Origin of the sequence: Micromonospora sp. DT201, assembly GCF_049841575.1 — a bacterium.
GTDB lineage: Bacteria > Actinomycetota > Actinomycetes > Mycobacteriales > Micromonosporaceae > Micromonospora.
This window is the reverse complement of record NZ_JBNCKP010000006.1, coordinates 26747-44895: the sequence shown is the minus strand read 5'-3', so window position 1 is coordinate 44895 and position 18149 is coordinate 26747. Positions and strand designations below refer to the sequence as shown.

Here is an 18149-nt window from a genome sequence, read left to right as displayed (position 1 = left end):
CGTCCGAACGCAACGATGCATTCGCATGTCTCGTCCCACCACCGCCAGGCGTGATCGGCGCACGCCGTCCCCGCACCGCGAAAGGACTATCGTGCGCAGATCCCTGAGAGCGTGGCTCGGCGTCGCGCTGAGCGCGATCCTCGTGGCGGGCGGCATCGTCGCCGTGCCACCCGCGGCCAGCGCCGCACCGTTCACCGTGCTGGTCTTCAGCAAGACCGCCGGCTTCCGGCACGGATCCATCACCCCGGGCATCGCCGCCATCCAGCAGCTCGGCGCCGCCAACGGCTTCACCGTCGAGGCCACCGAGGACGCAGCCCAGTTCACCGACGCCAACCTGGACCGGTTCGCCGCGGTGATCTGGCTGTCCACCACCGGCGACGTGCTCAACGCCGCGCAGCAGGCCGCGTTCGAGCGCTACATAACCGGCGGCGGCGGGTACGTGGGCGTGCACGCCGCGTCCGACACCGAGTACGACTGGCCCTGGTACGGCGGGCTGGTCGGGGCGTACTTCGCCTCGCACCCGGCCGAGCAGACCGTCACCGTCAAGGTCGCCGATCAGGTGCACCCGTCCACCGCGACGCTGCCGCAGCGGTGGAGCCGGTTCGACGAGCTGTACAACTACCGCACCAACCCTCGGGGCAACGTGCACGTGCTGGCGACCCTGGACGAGAGCACCTACACCGGCGGAAGCATGGGCGCCGACCACCCGATCTCCTGGTGCCAGAACTACTCCGGCGGCCGGGCCTGGTACACCGGCCTGGGTCACACCGACGCGTCGTTCACCGAGGCGAACTTCCGTCAGCACCTCCTCGGCGGCATCATGACCGCGTCCGGAGCGGTCGGCGCCGACTGTGGCGGCACCGTCAACAGCAGCTTCCAGCAGGTCGAGCTGGCCAAGGGCGCCGCCGAGACCGGCGAACCGATGAGCCTCACCGTCCTGCCGGACCGGGGCGTGCTGCACACCTCCCGCAACGGCGTGATCCGGCACACCGACGCCGCCGGCAACACCAAGATCGCCGCCACCCTGCCGGTCTACACCGGGGACGAGGAGGGCCTGCAGGGCATCAAGGCGGACCCGAACTTCGCCACCAACCGCTGGGTGTACGCGTACTACGCCCCACCGCTGAGCACACCCGGTGGCGGTGCCCCGGCGACCGGCACCCCGGCCGAGTTCGCTGTCTGGGATGGCGTCAACCGGCTGGCCCGGTTCACCGTGAACGCGGACAACACCATCAACCTGGGCAGCGAGACGCTGATCCTGAACGTGCCGACCAGCCGGGGCATGTGCTGCCATGTCGGCGGTGACATGGACTTCGACGCGGCCGGCAACCTCTACCTGTCCACCGGTGACGACACCAACCCGTTCGACTCGGCCGGCTTCACCCCGATCGACGAGCGGGCCGGGCGCAACCCGGCCTTCGACGCGCAGCGCACCTCGGCGAACAGCAACGACCTGCGTGGCAAGGTGCTCCGGATCAAGCCGAGCGCCGCCGGGGGCTACACCATCCCGGCCGGCAACATGTTCGCCCCGGGCACCGCGCGGACCCGCCCGGAGGTCTACGCGATGGGCTTCCGCAACCCGTTCCGGATGAGCGTGGACAAGGCCACCGGCATCGTCTACCTCGGTGACTACGGCCCCGACGCGGGCACTGCCGACCCGAACCGGGGGCCGGCGGGCAACGTCGAGTTCGCCCGGATCGACCGGCCCGGCTTCTACGGGTGGCCGTACTGCACCGCCCGCAACGACGCGTACAACGACTACACCTTCCCGTCCGGCCCGTCCGGGCCGAAGTTCAACTGCGCGGGTGGGCCGGTGAACAACTCGCCCAACAACACCGGCATCACCCAGTTGCCGCCGGCCATCTCGGCGTGGCTGCCGTACGGCGGGTCCGGCTCACCGCCGGAGTTCACCGGCGGCGGCCTGTCCCCGATGGGCGGCCCGGTCTACCGGTACGACCCGAACAACACCTCCGCCGTCGCGTTCCCCGAGTACTACGACGGGACCTACTTCGCCGGTGAGTTCGGCCGCCGCTGGATCAAGAACATCAAGCTCGACTCGGCCGGCCAACCCTTGAAGATCAACCCGTTCCCGTGGACCGGCACCCAGGTCATGGACATGGAGTTCGGGCCGGACGGCGCGCTCTACGTGCTCGACTACGGCACCGGCTGGTTCAACGGCGACGCCAACTCGGCGCTCTACCGGATCGAGTACGCCCGCACGGGCAGAGCGCCACGCCCGGTTGTCTCGGCCACTCCGACCAGCGGCACCGCCCCGCTGACCGTAGCCTTCTCCTCGGCCGGCACCCTCGACCCGGACGGGGAACCGTTCACCTACGCCTGGGACTTCGACAACAACGGCACCACCGACTCGACCGCGGCGAACCCGAGTTTCACGTACACCACCAACGGGACCCGCAGCCCGACGCTCACGGTCCGGGACACCACCGGCAAGGCAGCCACCGCGAGCGTGGTCGTCACGGTCGGCAACAGCGCCCCGGTCGTCACCGTGAACACCCCGTTGAACGGGCAGACCTTCAATTTCGGGGACGCGGTGCCGTTCTCCGTCACCATCACCGACGCCCAGGACGGCGCGATCAACTGTGCCCGGGTGAAGGTCAACTATGTCCTCGGGCACGACTCGCACGGCCACCAGCTCGGCAGCGTGCAGGGCTGCACCGGGGTCATCCAGACCTCGGCCGACGGTGAGCACGACACCGCGGCGAACATCTTCGGCATCATCGACGCCGAATACACCGACCTGGGCGGGGGCGGCCAACCGGCGCTGACCACACACACCCAGGCCGTCCTGCAGCCGCGGGTGCGTCAGGCCGAGCACTTCGGTGACTCGTCCGGCGTCCAGGTCGTCGCCGGAGCGGCCGGGCACGGCGGGGCCGCCGTCGGGTACGTCGACAACAACGACTGGATCTCGTTCCGCCCCTACAACCTGAACGGCATCCAGTCGTTCAGCGCCCGGGTCGGCGCCCCGGCCGGCGGCGGCGGCACGTTGGAACTGCGGGTCGATTCGCCCACCGGGCCGCTGGTCGGCTCGGCCACCGTGGCGCCCACCGGCGGGTACGCCACCTTCGCCACGGTCACCGGTGGGGTCACCGCACCGACCGGCACCCGGACCCTGTTCCTGGTCTTCAAGGGCACCGGCCCGTACTTCGACATCGACGAGTTCACCCTCTCCACCAACCCCGGCGGCCCAGGCCCCGATCCGGACCCGTCCACCGGCAACCTGGCCCAGGGCAAGCCGGCCCGAGCTTCCAGTTTCGAGGGTGCGTATGTCGCGGCCAACGCGTTCGACGGCGCGTCGGGCACCCGTTGGAGCAGCGTGTTCAGCGACCCGCAGTGGATCGATGTGGACCTCGGGGCCACGTACTCCATCAACCGGGTCAAGCTGACCTGGGAGGCGGCGTACGGCAGTGGGTACCAGATCCAGACCTCACCGGACGGGGTCAACTTCACCACGATCCGGACGGTGACCGGCGGCGACGGCGGCGTGGACGACCTGACCGGGCTTACCGGCTCCGGCCGGTTCGTCCGGCTCCTCGGCACCGTCCGGGGCACCGGCTGGGGTTACTCGCTGTTCGAGTTCGAGGTGTACGGCGGCACCGGTAACCCGACCGGGCCGGGAACCAACCTGTTGTTGAGCAAGCCGACGTCGACGTCCAGCAACGAGGGGGCCGACGTGGCCGGCGCCAAGGCGGTGGACGGCAGTCTCACCACCCGCTGGTCGAGCACGTTCTCCGACCAGCAGTGGATCCGGGTCGACCTCGGCACGCCTACCGCGATCGGTCGGGTCAAGCTGAGCTGGGAGGCGGCGTACAGCAGCGCGTACCAGATTCAGACCTCGAACGACGGCACCACCTGGACCACCGTGAAGACGGTGACCGGCGCCGACGGCGGCGTGGACGAGCACACCGCGCTCGGCGCCAATGGTCGCTACCTGCGGATCAACGGCACCGCCCGGGGCACCGGTTACGGGCACTCGCTCTGGGAGGTGGAGGCGTACACCAGTTGAGTCACCACCGCTGACGTGGCCGGCACGGATCACCGTGCCGGCCACGTCGGTCGCTCAACTGCTGGGCGTCGGCGAGGGCTGCCTGGTGAACGGCCACGGGTAGGCGCCGAACAGGTTGGTGCACGCCGTGAGCAACCCCTTCCGGGCGTCGGCCAGGCGCAGGTTGGCCGGCCCCTTGTCGACGGTGGGGTCGTTCTCGACCCAGAGCCTGCCGGCTTCCTCGGCGAGGGGTCCGAGTCGTTGCCCGGCCTCCCGGACGCCGGGATCGGTCGCTTCGATGGCGCGCATCGCAGTGCCCACGTCCTCGACGGGAGGGTTGTTCTTCTCGATGGTGAGCGCCACGCGGGTGCACGCGGAGGCGGCGAACTTGTCCGAGGGCGTGGTGGAGCTGGCCGCGGGGGCGGGCGCTTCGGTGGGAGAGCAACCAGCCAGCAGCAGAGAGGCGACAACGAGGGTGCGGATCACGGCAGGAGCTTAGCGATCTTCAGGTCCGGACCAGGTAGCGAATTCCTCCTCCTTGCATATACCGATGGACGGTATATGCTCCTCGGCATGACCGAGAGTCCACTTCGGGAACCGACATTTCTGGTGCTCACCGCGCTGGCCGAGGCACCCAAGCACGGTTACGCCGTCATCGAGGACGTGCTGCGCATCTCCGACGGTCGGGTGCGCCTCCGCGCCGGCACCCTCTACGCCGTCCTCGACCGGCTCCGCGCCGACGGCCTCATCGAGGTCGAGCGCGAGGAGGTGGTGCAGTCGCGACTGCGCCGCTACTACCGACTCACCGCGCTCGGCGCGCGTCGACTCGTCGAGGAGGCGGATCGACTGCGGCACAACGCGGACGCCGCCCGCGTGCGGCTGCGCCGAGGCGGCCTGCTGAGCAATGGAGGCGCAGCGTGAGCAGCGACGATCTGGAACGCCGCTACCGACGGTTGCTGGCCGTCTATCCGTGGGAGCACCGCCGGGCGTACGAGGACGAGATGCTGGCCGTGCTCGTCGCCGGCGCGCGGCCGGGCCAGCGGCGACCCGCCGCCGGTGACACGCTGAATCTGATCGGTGCCGGGCTGAGGGCTCGGCTGCGGGTGAGCGCACGGGGGTTCACCGGGTCGACCTGGGCGGACACTGCGGCGGTGACGGGCCTGCTGGTCGCGTCCATTCTGCTCGCGCTCGCCGGGAAGTCGCTGCTCGACCAGCTCATCCGGGATCCGAGCCTGCCACCGGGGTACGGGCCGGGCAGCCCCGATCTCGTCGACTGGCTTCGGGTGGCCGGCTGGGCGGGTGTCTGCCTCGCCGTGCTTTTCGGGTGGCGCTGGGCAGCCGCCGGTCTGGCCTGGGCTGGCGCGATCGGCTGGGTCGCGCTGGTCGCTCCCCAGGCCGGTGCCGAGCTCACCTACGTGGTGGACACCCTGCCGCGGATCGCCCTCGCCGTCGTGGCGGCCGCCGCGCTGACCGTGCCAGCATCGCGTCACCGGGCGAGAGCACTCCTGGGCGTACGCCGGTTGATGGCGTTGCTGCTCGCACCGGCCGTGATGGTCGCACTGTTGGAGATCAACCGGATGACCCGCCCCACCCTCGACCCTGTTGGCGGAACGTCCTACCAGGTCCTCTACGGCATCGAGGCGAGCAGCGAGCTGGTCATCTGGCTCTACGTCGCAGGTCTGGCAGCCGCCGCGCTGACCATGTTGGTCGCGCTGGTCAGGCTCGACCCCGGGGTACGCCGACGGATCGTCGTCATGCTCCTCCCGGTCGCGGCGCTCGCCCTGGTGATCGACAGCGCCCTCGCCGGTTGGTCCACCTCCACCATGCACATGGGGCACGTCATTCCCCTGGTGCCGGCGCAGTGGGCGATGCTGCTGCTCGTCCTACCGGTGACCTTCCTGGCCGGGGCACTGCTCGTCCGTCGTCGGGAGGAGACCATGCGCATGGTCGCCCTCGGCCGGGCCGCCGACCGCGAGCAGCCAGTGGGGCAGTAGGTCGCCCCACGGTCAGTCGTCGGCGGCGGCAACCGGCTCCGAGCCGATGCAGCGCACCTTCAACTCGTACTCGCGGGCCGCCCCCTCGAACGTGACCTCGACATCGTCGTCCGGGCCCCGGTCCACGTCCCTGACCCGGTAGCCCTGTGCGGGTGCCCAGGAGACGAGGCGTACGCCGCCGGCACCGCACTCGGCCACGGCCGTGCCGCCGTCGGTTGCGAAACTCCGGCGGACCCCGGAACTGGCGGTCGGCGCGACGCTCGTCGTGCCCGGGCCGGGGTGTGTGGCGCTCGTCGTGCCCGGGCCGGGAGGCGCGACGTTCGTGGTGGCAGTGGGCGTCGGCTCCGGCGAGGCGAGCGCGCGTTCGATCTCGGCCTCGCTGCGCACCCCGCCCGGCGTGCCGGTGATGCTCTCGCCCACCAGTCGGATCGCACCCAGCCCGATCAGGGTTGCCACGGCGGCGGTGGCCACCCACCCGGCGGCGACGAGGATCGAACGACGGCTCATGCCTCGACTATCCCCGATTCGGTGTTGACGCCGGCACATCCCGATGGGCACTGCTGGTGGTCGACTCCGCTTCGGCGATGTTGCGGTATCCCTGAGCTGAGATACCGCCACATCGGCGACATGGAGTCGATCATGCGCGAGCCGTCCGTCCCGCAGACCGCCACCGAGGGCACGGACGCCGTCGTCGCCCTCGCTACCGTTGGGCCCGGACAACGATCGGGCCGCTTCGTCGACCGCCACGGCGAGATCGCGAGGTCCTGAGGGCGAAACCGTTAGCCTGCCAGGGTGGCCCGCCTGCTGCTCATCGAGGACGACCTGACCATCCGTACGCCGCTGATCCGGGCCTTGCGGGAACGCGGCCATGCGGTGGCCGCGGCCTCGACCGCGATGGCCGGGCTCCGCGACGCGCTGGAGGACCGGCCCGACCTCGTGGTGCTCGACCTGGGCCTGCCCGACCTGGATGGACGCGAGCTGCTGCGGATGCTGCGCGCGGTCAACTCGGTGCCGGTCATCGTGGCCACCGCGCGCGACGACGAGGCCGAGATCGTGCGGGTGCTCGACGCGGGCGCCGACGACTACGTGGTCAAGCCGTTCACCGCCGCGCAGCTCGATGCGCGCGCCCGGGCGGTGCTGCGACGGGGACCCGCCGGCGCCGACGCGCCGGACCCGGCACTCGTCGTCGGCGGGCTCCGGATCGATCCCAGGGCCCGACAGGTTGCCCTGGACGGGGTGGCGGTCGAGCTGACGCCCCGGGAGTTCGACCTGCTGCACCACCTCGCCGGCCGACCCGGACAGGTGGTCACCAAACGTGAGCTGCTCACCGAGGTCTGGCAGATCCCGTACGGCGGCGCCGACAAGACCGTCGACGTGCACCTGTCCTGGTTGCGCCGCAAGTTGGGTGAGAGTGCTCAGCAGCCTCGCTATCTGCACACCGTGCGCGGTGTCGGGGTGCGACTTGAGGCACCGGTGGCGCAGCTGTGAGGGCACGGCTCGCGCTGCTGGTCGCCGCCGTCAGCGTGCTCACCCTCATCGCGTTCCTGGTGCCGCTGGCGCTGTTGGTTCGGACGGTCGCCGAGGATCGCGCCACCGTTCGGGCCACCGCCGACGCGCAGAGTCTGGTGCCGGTGGTCGGCACTGCCGACGCGGCGACCATCCGGCTCACCGTCGAGCAGCTCGCCGCGGAGTCCGGACGGCCGGTGAGCGTCTTCCTGCCGGACGGTACGGTGCTCGGCGCCCAGACACCCCGTACGCCTGCGGTGGCCCTGGCCGCGCGGGGGCAGAGCCTCACCGGGGAGTCGGCGGACGGCCGGGAAGTGGTCATCGCCGTGCAGGGGCGGGCGGACGGCACCGGGGTGATCCGGATCGTGGTGCCCCAGCACGAGCTGACCGCCGGGGTGACCCGGGCCTGGCTGGTGCTGGCATTGCTCGGCGTGATCCTCGTGCTGATCGGGCTGCTGGTCGCCGACCGGCTGGCGCGCACCCTGGTCCGGCCGATCAGCGACCTCTCCGCCGTCTCGCACCGGCTGGCCAACGCCGAGCTGGACGCCCGGGTCACGCCAGCCGGCCCGGCTGAGCTGCGCGAGGTGGCTGGTGCGCTCAATAATCTCGCCACCCGGATCCAGGTGCTCCTGGTTCAGGAGCGCGAGCAGGTCGCCGACCTGTCGCACCAGTTGCGTACCCCGCTGACGGCACTGCGGCTGGAGGCGGAGTCGTTGCGTGACCCAGACGATGCGACCCGGATCACCGCCGCCGCCGATGGCCTCGAACGGGCGGTCACCGGGCTGATCCGGCAGGCGCGGTGGCGCCACTCACCGGCGGCGGAGCCAGCCACCTCGGACGCGGCGGCCATCGTCGCCGACCGGGTGGCGTTCTGGTCGGTGCTGGCAGAGGACACCGGCCGGTCCGTCACCCTCGACCTGGCGCCCGGCCCGCTGCCTGTCGGCGTTGCCGCCGACAACCTGACGGCTGCTGTGGACGCTCTGCTCGGCAACGTCTTCGCGCACACGCCCGACGGCACGCCGTTCGCCGTCCGGCTCGCCCAGGATGCGGGGGAGGTGGTCCTCACGGTTGCCGACGAAGGCCTGGGTATGCCGGTCGGGGCGGTGCGTCGAGGTGCCAGCGCGGCCGGGTCGACCGGCCTCGGCCTGGACATCGCCCGGCGTGCCGCACAGGCCGGCGGCGGCCGTCTGGAGCTGCGGACCGGCCCGGAAGGCGGGGCGCAGGTGTTGCTCCGGCTCGGACCACCGACGTCGCGCCGGGAGGCATAGGCGCGGTACGCGCGGGTAGCTGCCACCTATGGCGCGGTATACGAAACCCGAGCTCAGAGAGCAGATCAAGGAAGAAGTCAAGGCTTCCGACAAGGGTGGAAAACCGGGGCAGTGGTCGGCGCGCAAGTCACAGCTGGTCACTCAGGAGTACAAGAAGCGCGGCGGGGGATTCCTGGGCGAAAAGGACGAGCGGCAGAAGTCCCTCCAGCGCTGGGGCAACGAGAAATGGCAGACGAAGGAGGGCGACACTCGTGCACGCAAGGGCGGCACGACGAGTCGTTATCTGCCCAAGAAGGCCTGGGAAGAGATGTCGGAGAGCCAGAGGCGCGCGACCGACACCAAGAAGCGCGAAGCGTCCCGATCCGGCAAGCAGTACGTCGCCAACACCGGGCCGGCCAAACGAGCGCGTCGAGATGCCACCACGGCCGGCCAGATGTCGGAGATGTCGGTTGCCGAGGCGGCCAAGCTGGTCCGTGGCCTCGACACGCGACAGCTCAGGACCGCACTACGGAACGAGCACGCCGGTAAGGATCGCAAGACGCTCGTCCAGCGGCTCGAAGCGGAACTCAACCGGCGCGGCTGACGGACTTAACCCGGCCTTAGCGTTCGGACAGCGCGCTGCTATCCCGGTCCGACCGATCCTCAACGTCGACAACTGAGGAAAGGTGGAGACCACGATGAAGCGCACCAATCTGCTTCTGGCGACGGTTGGCGGGTCGGCGGTGCTGGCGGTGGCCGGGGTCGCGCTGGGCGTCAACGCCGCGAACGACTCGCGGACGGGCGGCACGGCACTCGCCGCGGCAACCGTCGCCCCCACGGCCACGGACGCGCCGGACGACAGCGCCACCACCGCCGCGCCGGGGACCACCGGGACGCCGTCGAGCGGCACCCCATCGAGTACGCCGTCGACCGGCACTCCGTCGACCGGCGCTCCGTCGACCGGCACGCCCTCGGCGGGCAGTTCGCCGGCGGGCAGCGCGGTCGATGAGAAGCGCGCCGGCGAGATCGCGCTGGCCAAGGCTGGTGGCGGCCGGATCGTCGAGGTCGAGGCCGAGCAGGAGCACGGCCGACCGGTGTGGAGCGTCGAAATCGTCGCGGGTGACACCGAGCACGAGGTGGACGTCGACCGGGACAACGGCTCGGTGGTCAAGGCCGAGCAGGAGCCGGTCGACGACGATGACGATGACGGCAAGGACGATGACGGCAAGGACGACGACGGCAAGGACGACCAGTCCGACGACGACGACGATGACGACGGCTCCGGCGACGACGACTGACATTAGGTCGACGACCGGCAACACGCCGACGACCGGCATCAATCAGCGGCGCTCCGGCCGGATCCCACGATCCCGGTGGGGGCGCCGCTTCTTGCGGTCAAGCGCTGACCACGACGTGCATCGGGTTGACAGCTCAGCGAGTAGGCTTGATCGATGTCAAAAACGGAGTCGCCGCTGTACGTGGTCGCCGACGTGCATGGTCACCGGTCCGAGTTGCGGACCGCACTTCGCGACGAAGGTCTCGTCGACCCTGCGGGACAGTGGTCCGGGGGAGACGCCAGGCTGTGGCTACTGGGTGACTACGTCGATCGTGGCCCGGACGGCATCGGCGTCATCGATGACATTCGACAACTTGCGGTGTCGGCCGAGGTCGCGGGCGGCGAGGTACGCGCGCTCCTGGGCAACCATGAGGTGCAACTGCTCGCCGCGCACCGGTTCGGCACCGCCCCGATCCCCGGATGGGATGAGCCCGGCGGCTTCCGAGGTGGCTGGGCGCGGTTCGGCGGGCGTGCGGACGACCTACGCCGACTGACCCCTGAGCACGTCGCCTGGATCAGGAGCCTGCCGGCGGTCGCGGTCGTCGACGGGTACCTCCTTGTCCACTCCGACACCGCTCGCTACCTGGAGTTCGGACAGACCGTTGACGCCGTCAACGCGGCAGTGGCCGCGGCTATGACCTCTCCGGACAGTGTTAACTGGCTGGAGTTCTGCGGGCGGATGAGCGATCGGGGTGCGTTTCGGAAGGCCGAGTCGGCGCGTCCGGACGATGTGGTGTCGGCGATGCTGGGCACGCTCGGCGGCGATGTGCTTGTGCACGGGCACAGCACGCTCACCAAGTATTTCGGCGTAGCGCCGCAGGATGTCCGGGAAGCACTGTGGTACGCCGACGGTCGGGTCGTCGCCGTCGACGGTGGGGTGTACGAGGGTGGCCGCATCCTGCTCACCCGGCTTGTGTGAATCCATGGCTGCGGGACGTGTCTCGCGTCGCGGGGTGAGTCGCGCCGCGACGTGTGCCTGAAGCCGCCGATCATCGTGGGCCACTCCGCAGGCGGGGCGTTACGTTCGCCGGTGGTAGTGGTTGCGGCGGGGGAGCTGTTCGGGGTCGAGCCAGGCGGGTGGGGTGAATTCGGGGTGGCCGTCGCTGGCGAGGTGGACGGTCCAGTCGCTGTGGTGGATGTGTCGGTGGTGGTGGCCGCAGAGCAGGACGGCGTTGGCCAGGCTGGTGGTGCCGCCGTTGGCCCAGTGGTGGATGTGGTGGGCGTCGCACCAGCGTGGTGGGCGGTCGCAGCCGGGGAAGGCGCAGCCGCGGTCGCGGAGGACGAGGGCGCGTCGTAGCGGGCCGGTGATGAGTCGGCGTTGTCGGCCGATGTCGAGTGGTTGGCCGGTGCCGCCGAGGACGGCGGGCAGGATCGTGGCGTCGCAGGCGAGTCGCCGAACGGTTTCCGGGGTGAGCTGGAGGCCGGTGTCGAGAGTGCCCGCGCCGGGCTGGAGGCTGGTGTCGGGAAGGCCCGCGCGGAGCTGGAGGCCGGTGTCGGGATTGCCCGCGCGGAGCTGGAGGCTGGTGTCGAGGGTGCCCGCGCTGAGCTGGACCCTGGTGCCCGCTGTGCCCGCGCTGAGCTGGCCGGCGAGGTTGTCGTAGCTGGTGGTGACGACGATTTGGGCGGGGTCGCCGCCGTGGTGGGGTAGTTCGTTGGTGCGCAGGGTGAGTCGGCAGAGGTCGGCGAGGGCGTCGTGTCGGCGTTGCCCGGGGGAGCGCTGATCGTCGGGGCCGGTTGGTGCGGTTAGTGGGTCGATGGCGGCGCGGAGGAGGCCGGCTGTTTCGGTGTCGAGGGTGCCGGTGAGTCGGAGTCGGCCGTCGGTTAGTTCGGAGAGGGTGAGGTGCCGGTCGCGGGTGGCGCGGCGGGTGTCGGCTTCCAGTGCGGCGCGGGCGGCGGCGTCGGCGATGTCGGGGGCGACGTGGTCGAGGATGCGGGTGCCGAGTTTGCGCAGGAGAGTGGGGTCGAACTGGCCGGCCCAGTCGACGAGGACGGTGGCGGCTTTGTCGGCGGCTTTGGGGCCGGTGGCGTTGTGCACGGTGTCGAGGGTGTCGGCGATGACTCGGGCTTGGTCCAGGGTGATGTGCGCGTCGGCTAGCGCTTGTCGTACCTCTGGGTTGCTGTTGTCGAGTGCGGTGGCGAGGTCGACGAGCCGGCGGGCGGCGGGGACGGTGAGGTGTAGCCGTTCGCGCAGCCAGACGGCGGTGGAGGAGGCGCCCTGTGCGCGGGCGGTGCCGCGGCCGTCGAGCTCGCGGACCAGGGCGAGTTTGACGGCGGCGAGGCGTTGCTCGAGGTGGTGCGCGGCGTCGAGCGCGGCGACCAGCTCATGCTCGGGGAGGGGCCAGGTGGCGGCGGTGGCGCAGGCTGCGATCGCCGCGTCTGCCTGGGCCAGCTCCTCAACCATGAGCCCGACATTAGAACAGGTGTACGACACATTTGGTTGTCGTGATCGACGGAAGACCTACTCGCTGCGTTTGCTGGCGTCGAGGGCAGCCTGTTCCACTCGCTGGCGGTGGTTCAGCCACCATGACTCGTCGGCAGCGGGCAAGTTGTCGTTCCTGGGCAGCAGCCCGGCCGTGCCGTCGATGAGTTCGCGCACGATGTCAGCGTGGCCGGCGTGCCGTTGAGTTTCGGCGATGACGTGGACCAAGATGTGGTGCAACGTGACAGCTGCGTCGCCCCACCACGGCACACGGCCGGCCTCATCCAGTTCAAGGGCTTCAATGGTGGTGTCGGCGTGGGCGATCGCGCGACGGTACAGTGCGACGATCTCCTCGCGGGTCTCATCCGCGGTCGCCCACATGTCGGCGTTGGTCTCGGCTCCGTCGCCGACGTACGGCAGTGTCTGCTCGAACGGCCGGCCGAACACGACGCCGAAGTAGAGGGTCTCCATGGCCGCCGAGTGCTTCACCAGACCGAGCAAGTTGGTTGCGGTCCGGGTCAACGGGCGTCGAATATCGTATTCGCTGAGCCCGTCGAGCTTCCACAGCAGCGAGTCGCGGCCGCCCTTCAAGTAACTGTGCAGGTCTGCCTTCATCGCGGCACTATGGCATCCGGTCGGGTGTCGGTGCTGCCCCGGACGATCCGTGGAGCTGATGATCGGCGGGAAGCGCCCTGCGCAGCACACCTCGTGCCGCCGCCCGTCACGGTGATCACCGGGCACGGGCGGCGGCATCGGGTCCGAGCACGCGCCCCTTGTGCCGGGCGCGAGACGTCCCTCAGATGGCGACGCGTTGCTCCTGAATCGTCGGCTGCTGCTGGTCGAACTGGGTGCGGTACAACTCCTCGTACCGGCCTCGGGCGGCGAGAAGGTCGCTGTGTCGCCCGCGTTCGACGATGCGCCCGTCTTCGACGACGAGGATCTGATCGGCCGCCCGGATGGTGGAGAGCCGGTGCGCGATGACCACGCTTGTCCGGCCCGTCAGAGCTTCGGCGAGGGCGTCCTGCACCGCTGCCTCCGAGGTGGAGTCGAGATGCGCGGTGGCTTCGTCGAGGATGACCACGCGCGGACGGGCGAGCAGCAGCCGCGCAATGGTGAGCCGTTGCCGTTCCCCACCCGAGAGGCGGTATCCGCGTTCACCGACGACGGTGTCGAGCCCATCCGGAAGTGAGCGGATCAGGACGTCGAGCCGGGCCCGCCGGAGCACCTCCCACATCTCATCCTCGGTCGCGTCCGGCTGGGCGAACGCAAGGTTGACGCGGATGCTCTCGTGGAAGAGGTGCCCGTCCTGGGTCACCACGCCCAGTGCCGTCCGGATCGATCCAGCGGACAGGTCACGGACGTCGACGTCGCCGAGCCTCACCGCGCCGTCCTCGACGTCGTACAGGCGTGGCACGAGCTGCGCGATCGTCGACTTGCCGGCCCCGGAGGAGCCGACCAGGGCGACCATCTGCCCCGCCTCGGCGCGGAACGACACGCCGTGCAGCACCTCCTCGCCGCCCCGCGTATCGAGTTTCGCCACATCCTCGAGAGACGCGAGCGACACCTTGTCCGCGGACGGGTAGCCGAACCGTACCCCGTCGAACTCCACCGCGACCGGCCCATCGGGAAGCGGGCGGGCGTCGGACCTGTCGAGGATCAGCGGCTTGAGGTCGAGGACCTCGAACACCCGCTCGAAGCTCACCAGCGCGCTCATCACCTCGACCCGGGCGCCGGCCAGCGATGTCAACGGTGCGTAGAGACGCGACAGGAGCAGCGCGAGGGCGACCACGGTCCCGGCGTCGAGGCTGCCCCGGAGGGCGTAGAGACCGCCCAACCCGTAGACCAGGGCCAGCGCCAACGAGCCGACAACGGTGAGTGCGGTGATGAAGACCCACTGGAGCATGGCGGCGCGGATGCCGATGTCACGTACCCGTCGTGCCCGCGCCGCGAACTCGGCGGACTCCTCGGCCGGACGCCCGTACAGCTTGACAAGTGTGGCGCCGGGTGCGGAGAAGCGCTCTGTCATCCGGGTGCTCATGGCCGCGTTGTGCTCGGCCGCCTCACGCTGCAACTGGGCGAGCCTCGAACCCATCCGTCGGGCCGGGAGGACGAAGATGGGCAGCAGGACGAGCGCCAGCAGCGTGATCTGCCAGGAGAAGGTGAGCATCACGGCCAACGTCAGGATCAGCGTGACGGCGTTGCCGACCACACCCGACAGGGTGTCGCTGAAGGCCCGCTGCGCGCCGATCACGTCGTTGTTCAAACGGCTGACCAGCGCACCCGTGCGGGTCCTGGTGAAGAACGCCACCGGCATGCGCTGAACGTGGTCGAAGACCGCCGTCCGTAGCTGGACGATCAGCCCCTCACCGATGCTGGCGGAGAGGAAACGCGTCACCAGACCCAGGCCGGCCTCGGTGAGGGCGATCAGGGCAATCAGCACCGCCAACCAGATCACGACGCTGCTGTCGGCGCCGTCGACGATCGCATCGACCACCCGACCAGCGAGAACCGGCGCCGCCACCGTGAGGACCGCCGTCACCACGCTCAGCAGCAGGAACCTGATGATCAGAGTGCGGTGGGGCCGCGCGAACTGCGCGATGCGTTTCAAGGTGGCCCGTGACAGTGGTCGTTCGTCCTGTGCGTTCATCGCGCGGTGCAGGGACATCCACGCGGTAGTTTCCATGCTCATGCCGTACCTCCGCGAACAGGCTAGAACTTCGCGCGGGGTTGAGGTCAAGCGGCGCGCGGGGACGCGTACGCGCTCAGGGCGCCGCCGGCGAGGCGACGCCCTGAGCCAGAGGTGAGTCGCGAACCTAGCTGATGCGGAACTGTTGACCGTAGACGGCGAACGCCAGCGGGGTGTTCAGGTTGAAGTTGCCGTTGTTGAGGAAGACCCGTTGGGCCGTGTCGACACGGGACGTGTCCGAGTGGGCTTCCTCCTTCTTCATCTCGATGACCCGTTCGTCGAGAAACGCGTTGAGCCAGGTCCGCTCGTCGCCGCCCTGGGCTGGGGGCTTCGCCCGGTTCAGGGCGCGGCTGCGGATCTGGCGCATGCCCTCGTACCCGTGCATGACCGCCGCGTCGTAGTAGGCGAACTGGCCGAGCGCCCGGACCTGGTCGCTCTTGCCGTCGCGTACCGATGGATTGAAGTAGACCCGGTCCCGCTCGGACTCCTGCGCGGCCCGGAACACCGAGTCGTTGGCGGCGGCCCGCCAGTCGCGGGTGAAGTTGGGGTCGAGGCCCGCGTGCGAGGGGGTGCCGTTGACGGAACGCAGCGCCGGCAGGTACGCGGCCAGCACGTTGCCCGGCTTGGTGCGTGTGTACGCCTCGACCAGTTCGAGCATGTCCCCGGTGCCGGAGCAGAAGCCGATGATGCCGGCGGTGTAGCCCCGGCCGTCGCCGATGTCTTCGATGTAGGAGAACTGCGCACGCCAGTCGAGCGACGAGTTTTCGGCAGCCGAGACGAGCTGCATGGCGACGTCCTTCTTCGCCGGGTCGTCGAGGTTGGTCCCGGTCGGGGTGGTGGGCGTGGGGGTGGCGGTGCCACCGCCAGGCAGGGTCCACCGCTGGTTGGTGGTGCCCCCGCAGGTCCAGATCTGCAACCGGGCGCCGTTCGCGGTGCTCCGGTCGGTGACGTCGAGGCACTTGCCGGAGCCGGTGTTGATGAGCGCGCCGTTGCTGGCGGTCCACTTCTGCGCGGCGGTGTTGTTGCAGTCGTACAGCTGCACCTTGGCCCCGTTGGCGGTCGACGCGGCCGTAACGTCGAGGCATTTGCCGAGCGCGCGGATCGAGGTGTCGGTGTTGCCGACCGTCCACGTCTGGGCCGCGCTGCCGTTGCAGTCGTAGAGCTGGACCGGCGTGCCGTTGGCCGGGTTGGCACCAGCGACGTCGATGCACTTGCCGGCGAGGCCGGTGATCGGACCGGCTGTCGCGGCGCTCGCCGATGGCAGGCCGTAGCCGACAGCTGCGACGGCGATCAGCAGGGTGCCCACCACGTAGGCGGCTGTTCTCTTGTGAACCATGGTGTTCCTCGGGGAAGGGGCGGCATGCCGCCGGCCGGTCGGTGGCCCGGCGCGGCGGTTCGGCCCCGGCGGGCACCGCGAGCATCAGGAAACTGTATTAACAGATACCAGTAGGTCGATGCGTCGTCAATCGGTGACCGCGAGGCGTGACGAAGCCTGTTCACCTCGTCGTTGGCACGGCGTGCGGATGGGTGGCTATCGTCGGGCGGCAGCGAATCAGCGGGGTGCCACCGGTCCATCGGAACCAGCGCCGCCCGACGGACAGAAAGTGGTCATGGAGTCGAGTCTGCGTGTTCGGGTGCGAGCCGGTGATCCCGGTGCGTTCGCCGAACTCTTCGACCAGTACGCGCGCTCGGTGTACAACCACGCGTTCCGGCTCACCGCCGACTGGGCCACGGCGGAGGACGTCATGGCTGCCACCTACCTGCAGGCCTGGCGCTCCCGGGAGCGGGTCACCCAGGAGGGCGGGTCGCTGCGGCCGTGGCTGCTCGGCATTGCCACCAACGAGGCCCGCAACCACATTCGCAGCAACCGCCGGTACCGCAGGGTGGCCGCCGCGTTGCTCGCCTCCGACGTCACCCTGCCCGATCACGCCGACGAGGTCGCCGGCCGGCTCGACGACAGCCGGCGCATCGCCGCCGCGATCGACGCGTTGGCCCGGCTACGTCGGTCCGAGCGCGAGGTGCTGACGTTGTGCCTGTGGGAGGGCCTCGACTACGAGTCGGCGGCACAGGCGCTGGGTGTGCCGGTCGGCACGGTCCGGTCCCGGCTGTCGCGGGCCCGCGCCCGGCTTCGTACCCTCGTCGACGCCCCGGCACGTGCCTCTCGGCCGCCGGTCGTGGACGCCTCGTTCGTGCGGGAGGGCAGTCGGTGAGCGCGCCAGACCCGTCGGAGTGGGCGGGGATCGCCCCGCATCCCGGTGACCACAACCTGCCGGCGGGCCGGCACGAGGTGCACCGGAGCCGCCTGCTGGCGGCGATCGCGCAGGAGACGCGTACCCGCAGGGCAGGCCGCGCGACGCTGCGGCCGGTCCTGGCGGTGGCCGTGTTGGTCCTGGTCGTGGCGGGGGTCGGTGCCGGGCTCGCCACCACGTCCGGCGACGAACCGTCGGCCGCGCTCCCGACACCCGCCGCGAGCAGCCCGGCCGCGCGGTCCGCGCCGCCCGGCGCGGTCGGCAAGATCCGTGGGTACGGCACGGTGCGCCAACTCACCGACACGGCGGACCTGGTGGTTCGCGGCGAGGTCGTGTCGACGGCCGACGGACGGTCGGTGTACCGGGTGGCCGAGGTGCTCTACCGCACGCCGGACGCGCCGGTGTCCACGCAGATCACGTTGGTGGGGGAGTCGGCCGGGATGTCCGGCCAGCCGACCGTCCTCTACCTGGCCCTCAGCGACCCGGCTGCGCGCGTCTACACCCCGCTGAGCGGTGACTTCGGCATCTTCGACGTCGTCGGGGACAGGGTCACCGGCCGCTCGCCGAGCATGTCGGTGACCGGGCTGCGCACCGAGGACGCCACCTCGGCGGGTCGCGCCTTCGTGACCACGCTGGCGGAGCTTCGCCAAGTCGCGCGAGAGCGGGGCTGACGCCGGAAAAAAAGATGGAACTCGGTGGCCGGACCGCA

17 protein-coding genes are annotated in these 18149 nt (G+C 70.3%); 11 read left to right on the top strand and 6 right to left on the bottom strand.

Annotated elements, in window-relative coordinates; genetic code table 11:
- Positions 1 to 91: 91 nt before the first annotated feature.
- The gene (locus ACLQ28_RS13600) at positions 92 to 4024 is read left to right on the top strand and encodes a ThuA domain-containing protein (protein ID WP_425686605.1); all 3933 of its coding nucleotides are present in this window, start codon (positions 92 to 94) and stop codon (positions 4022 to 4024) included.
- Positions 4025 to 4078: 54 nt separating this feature from the next.
- Here the strand turns inward: ACLQ28_RS13600 and ACLQ28_RS13595 are convergent, their stop codons facing one another.
- Positions 4079 to 4489 carry a hypothetical protein gene (locus ACLQ28_RS13595; protein WP_425686604.1) on the bottom strand — a complete coding sequence of 137 codons (411 nt, stop codon included), beginning with the start codon at positions 4487 to 4489 and terminating at the stop codon, positions 4079 to 4081.
- Between the two features lie 87 nt (positions 4490 to 4576).
- Here ACLQ28_RS13595 and ACLQ28_RS13590 point away from each other — a divergent pair, with 87 nt between their 5' ends.
- Positions 4577 to 4924: a PadR family transcriptional regulator gene (locus tag ACLQ28_RS13590; RefSeq protein ID WP_425686603.1), complete on the top strand. Its 348-nt coding sequence runs from the start codon at positions 4577 to 4579 to the stop codon at positions 4922 to 4924.
- Positions 4921 to 5997, top strand: a complete 1077-nt coding sequence (locus ACLQ28_RS13585; RefSeq protein WP_425686602.1) for a hypothetical protein — start codon at positions 4921 to 4923, stop codon at positions 5995 to 5997. The genes ACLQ28_RS13590 and ACLQ28_RS13585 overlap by 4 nt, the downstream gene beginning before the upstream one ends.
- Before the next feature lie 12 nt (positions 5998 to 6009).
- Here ACLQ28_RS13585 and ACLQ28_RS13580 read toward each other — a convergent pair whose 3' ends face one another.
- Complete coding sequence (locus ACLQ28_RS13580) at positions 6010 to 6504, bottom strand: septum formation initiator (RefSeq protein ID WP_425686601.1); 495 nt, start codon at positions 6502 to 6504, stop codon at positions 6010 to 6012.
- 132 nt (positions 6505 to 6636) lie between these two features.
- On the opposite strand from ACLQ28_RS13580, the gene ACLQ28_RS13575 reads away from it, so the two are divergent.
- From ACLQ28_RS13575 to ACLQ28_RS13550, 6 genes are all read left to right on the top strand, one after another.
- On the top strand, positions 6637 to 6765 hold the full coding sequence (locus ACLQ28_RS13575) for a hypothetical protein (RefSeq protein WP_425686600.1): 129 nt from the start codon (positions 6637 to 6639) through the stop codon (positions 6763 to 6765).
- 24 nt (positions 6766 to 6789) lie between these two features.
- Positions 6790 to 7485, top strand: coding sequence for a response regulator transcription factor (locus ACLQ28_RS13570; RefSeq protein WP_425686599.1), 696 nt, complete (start codon positions 6790 to 6792; stop codon positions 7483 to 7485).
- Positions 7482 to 8771: an ATP-binding protein gene (locus ACLQ28_RS13565; protein ID WP_425686598.1), complete on the top strand. Its 1290-nt coding sequence runs from the start codon at positions 7482 to 7484 to the stop codon at positions 8769 to 8771. Before ACLQ28_RS13570 ends, ACLQ28_RS13565 begins: the two co-directional genes overlap by 4 nt.
- 28 nt (positions 8772 to 8799) lie before the next feature.
- Positions 8800 to 9354 carry a DUF5872 domain-containing protein gene (locus ACLQ28_RS13560; RefSeq protein WP_425686597.1) on the top strand — a complete coding sequence of 185 codons (555 nt, stop codon included), beginning with the start codon at positions 8800 to 8802 and terminating at the stop codon, positions 9352 to 9354.
- Between the two features lie 94 nt (positions 9355 to 9448).
- Positions 9449 to 10048: a PepSY domain-containing protein gene (locus ACLQ28_RS13555; protein WP_425686596.1), complete on the top strand. Its 600-nt coding sequence runs from the start codon at positions 9449 to 9451 to the stop codon at positions 10046 to 10048.
- Positions 10049 to 10201: 153 nt separating this feature from the next.
- Positions 10202 to 11005, top strand: a complete 804-nt coding sequence (locus ACLQ28_RS13550; RefSeq protein ID WP_425686595.1) for a metallophosphoesterase — start codon at positions 10202 to 10204, stop codon at positions 11003 to 11005.
- Positions 11006 to 11104: 99 nt separating this feature from the next.
- Here the strand turns inward: ACLQ28_RS13550 and ACLQ28_RS13545 are convergent, their stop codons facing one another.
- The 4 genes from ACLQ28_RS13545 to ACLQ28_RS13530 all read right to left on the bottom strand — a co-directional run bounded on the left by ACLQ28_RS13545 (position 11105) and on the right by ACLQ28_RS13530 (position 16527).
- Positions 11105 to 12487, bottom strand: a complete 1383-nt coding sequence (locus tag ACLQ28_RS13545; RefSeq protein ID WP_425686594.1) for a DUF222 domain-containing protein — start codon at positions 12485 to 12487, stop codon at positions 11105 to 11107.
- A 57-nt stretch (positions 12488 to 12544) separates the two neighbouring features.
- The gene (locus ACLQ28_RS13540; protein ID WP_425686593.1) at positions 12545 to 13120 is read right to left on the bottom strand and encodes a DinB family protein; all 576 of its coding nucleotides are present in this window, start codon (positions 13118 to 13120) and stop codon (positions 12545 to 12547) included.
- A gap of 181 nt (positions 13121 to 13301) precedes the next feature.
- Positions 13302 to 15194 (bottom strand): ABC transporter ATP-binding protein, encoded by a 1893-nt coding sequence (locus ACLQ28_RS13535; protein WP_425686592.1) that lies wholly within the window; start codon positions 15192 to 15194, stop codon positions 13302 to 13304.
- A 124-nt stretch (positions 15195 to 15318) separates the two neighbouring features.
- Entirely contained in the window at positions 15319 to 16527 is a 1209-nt protein-coding gene (locus tag ACLQ28_RS13530; RefSeq protein WP_425686591.1) for a chitosanase, read from the bottom strand.
- A 274-nt stretch (positions 16528 to 16801) separates the two neighbouring features.
- Between ACLQ28_RS13530 and ACLQ28_RS13525 the strand changes: the two genes are divergently transcribed.
- Positions 16802 to 17401 (top strand): RNA polymerase sigma factor, encoded by a 600-nt coding sequence (locus tag ACLQ28_RS13525; protein ID WP_425686590.1) that lies wholly within the window; start codon positions 16802 to 16804, stop codon positions 17399 to 17401.
- Positions 17398 to 18111 (top strand): hypothetical protein, encoded by a 714-nt coding sequence (locus ACLQ28_RS13520; protein ID WP_425686589.1) that lies wholly within the window; start codon positions 17398 to 17400, stop codon positions 18109 to 18111. Before ACLQ28_RS13525 ends, ACLQ28_RS13520 begins: the two co-directional genes overlap by 4 nt.
- Positions 18112 to 18149: the final 38 nt, after the last annotated feature.

Bases quoted from the DNA above. Each gene is read 5' to 3' on its own strand.
- ACLQ28_RS13535 (WP_425686592.1), bottom strand. From the start codon at position 15,194: ATGAGCATGGAAACTACCGCGTGGATGTCCCTGCACCGCGCGATGAAC.
- ACLQ28_RS13555 (WP_425686596.1), top strand. From the start codon at position 9,449: ATGAAGCGCACCAATCTGCTTCTGGCGACGGTTGGCGGGTCGGCGGTG.
- ACLQ28_RS13530 (WP_425686591.1), bottom strand. From the start codon at position 16,527: ATGGTTCACAAGAGAACAGCCGCCTACGTGGTGGGCACCCTGCTGATC.
- ACLQ28_RS13580 (WP_425686601.1), bottom strand. From the start codon at position 6,504: ATGAGCCGTCGTTCGATCCTCGTCGCCGCCGGGTGGGTGGCCACCGCC.
- ACLQ28_RS13545 (WP_425686594.1), bottom strand. From the start codon at position 12,487: ATGGTTGAGGAGCTGGCCCAGGCAGACGCGGCGATCGCAGCCTGCGCC.
- ACLQ28_RS13560 (WP_425686597.1), top strand. From the start codon at position 8,800: ATGGCGCGGTATACGAAACCCGAGCTCAGAGAGCAGATCAAGGAAGAA.
- ACLQ28_RS13590 (WP_425686603.1), top strand. From the start codon at position 4,577: ATGACCGAGAGTCCACTTCGGGAACCGACATTTCTGGTGCTCACCGCG.
- ACLQ28_RS13540 (WP_425686593.1), bottom strand. From the start codon at position 13,120: ATGAAGGCAGACCTGCACAGTTACTTGAAGGGCGGCCGCGACTCGCTG.
- ACLQ28_RS13550 (WP_425686595.1), top strand. From the start codon at position 10,202: ATGTCAAAAACGGAGTCGCCGCTGTACGTGGTCGCCGACGTGCATGGT.
- ACLQ28_RS13525 (WP_425686590.1), top strand. From the start codon at position 16,802: ATGGAGTCGAGTCTGCGTGTTCGGGTGCGAGCCGGTGATCCCGGTGCG.
- ACLQ28_RS13575 (WP_425686600.1), top strand. From the start codon at position 6,637: ATGCGCGAGCCGTCCGTCCCGCAGACCGCCACCGAGGGCACGGACGCC.